This is a genomic window from Clostridium sp., from assembly GCF_051656525.1.
In the GTDB taxonomy this organism is placed as follows: domain Bacteria; phylum Bacillota; class Clostridia; order Clostridiales; family Clostridiaceae; genus Clostridium.
Map to the genome: position 1 here is coordinate 1 of NZ_JBOGCC010000058.1, position 1,617 is coordinate 1,617.

The 1,617-nt window shown below is 50.3% G+C and carries 2 protein-coding genes; one reads left to right on the plus strand and one right to left on the minus strand.

The window, feature by feature from the left end:
• The first annotated feature begins 110 nt into the window (after positions 1-110).
• Positions 111-710 carry a hypothetical protein gene (locus tag ACRDDY_RS02110; RefSeq protein WP_438563320.1) on the plus strand — a complete coding sequence of 200 codons (600 nt, stop codon included), beginning with the start codon at positions 111-113 and terminating at the stop codon, positions 708-710.
• A gap of 31 nt (positions 711-741) precedes the next feature.
• Here the strand turns inward: ACRDDY_RS02110 and ACRDDY_RS02115 are convergent, their stop codons facing one another.
• Positions 742-1,098 carry a hypothetical protein gene (locus ACRDDY_RS02115; RefSeq protein WP_438563321.1) on the minus strand — a complete coding sequence of 119 codons (357 nt, stop codon included), beginning with the start codon at positions 1,096-1,098 and terminating at the stop codon, positions 742-744.
• Between the last annotated feature and the right edge of the window lie 519 nt (positions 1,099-1,617).

Sequence of the window (1,617 nt, forward strand, 5' to 3'; positions counted from 1 at the left end):
GGAGAGTCTTGTTTTCGAGAACCCCGATGGTAGTGACGGCGCGGTTCTCAGATACGTCGATGGCAGATTAAGTATCAGCTACGGCAACGGAAAAGCAATGGAGATATGATATGACCAAGTTACTCAATGGCGCGTTTATTACCGGTCAAGGCAAGCTGAACGGTAACGATATCGCAACCGAAAACTACGTTGATGCTGCTATCGCCGCGCTGTCGTTCGACAATGTGGTGGAGTCTGGCGAATCGTCATTGACTGCCTACATCGCAGCGAACGGCACCGGACTGGCTGAAGGCACGCTTTTGATTCTGGCTTCGGCACCTGCTGGGCAGCAGCGCTGGGTTCGTCGTGACTATACAACCAGCGATGACGGCACCGCGAACGACTTCATCAACATTAGCAACACCGCTGTGGCAGACGGTTCAATTACCGCCGCAAAGCTTGACCCTACTGTTCTGGCTGCTTTCGGTGATGCGGTTGGTAAAGTGCTGCAGATTAACGGTGACGGTGTGGAGACTGACTTCGTGCTGACCCACAACGCTGACACCAAAGATATCATCGTGAGTGTGCGCGACCTGACCGATGATGAACTGGTTCAGCCAACCGTCAAGGCCACCACTGTGAACACCATCACTGTGTCGTTCGCAGAAGCTCCGGCGGACGGTAAGCAGTACCGTGTTGCAGTTAACCGCGTGAAGTATGGTGTAGTGTAAAACTAAAAGCCCCTCATTGAGGGGCTATATTTTAGTGCTGCGCCTTCCATTCCTTAAGATCTTCTACAATCTCGCGAGCCTCATCATTCCAAGGCTCCGCAGCATCCTTTTCAAACTTAGCAATCACGAAATCGAAAGTCATAGCCGGAAGGTATGTCTTTCCGAATTCCGCCAGCCTATCCTTGTAGTCAGGATTATCTTCATCCGAGTATCCAAACTCACTTTCAAATGCGTCACAGACAGAGCAGCTACCATAATAACCTTCTACTACCCCGATCTCACCATCCACCTTAACGACTGCAATCCAATCGCCCTGATAGCTGCCATACTCTTTATACCCAAGAACCTCGCACCCAGCAGCCTCTAACGCTTCAGTGTATCCACCCATCACTCACCATCCATCAATTCAAGCCAATCTGCCATAAACACCTGATCCTGTAAGTGCCGCAGGAACTCGGCGCGGTCTTGTTCGTCCATTATTGCTTATCCTCTCGTAGAATGATCTCACCTTGGAACACAAACGTTACTCCTGGCTTGCTCCACACATCTTCGATTTGCATGCACCCACACCTACACAAGTAAACATTGAACGCCACGTCTTGGCCCGTTATTTCGTCACCACTAGACCCAGTATCGTAACCACCAAGCACCTCCCATAGGTCTTCATTTTCGCATCGAGGACATTTAGATCCCATTATTGCCACCCCTTATGTTGTTGACGTATCAAGTATCACTCCACAAACCATCAATGTCAACATGATTAACCTAAAAAAAATCCCCTCACGAAGAGGGGTAATCAGGAACTGCGTCGCGGATTGGTTGTGGTGGCCAGTGCTGATGCTGGCATGTAAGGCAGGGTTCGAACCTGCGACACACGGACTTTGACCGCAGCTCTACCAACTTGAGC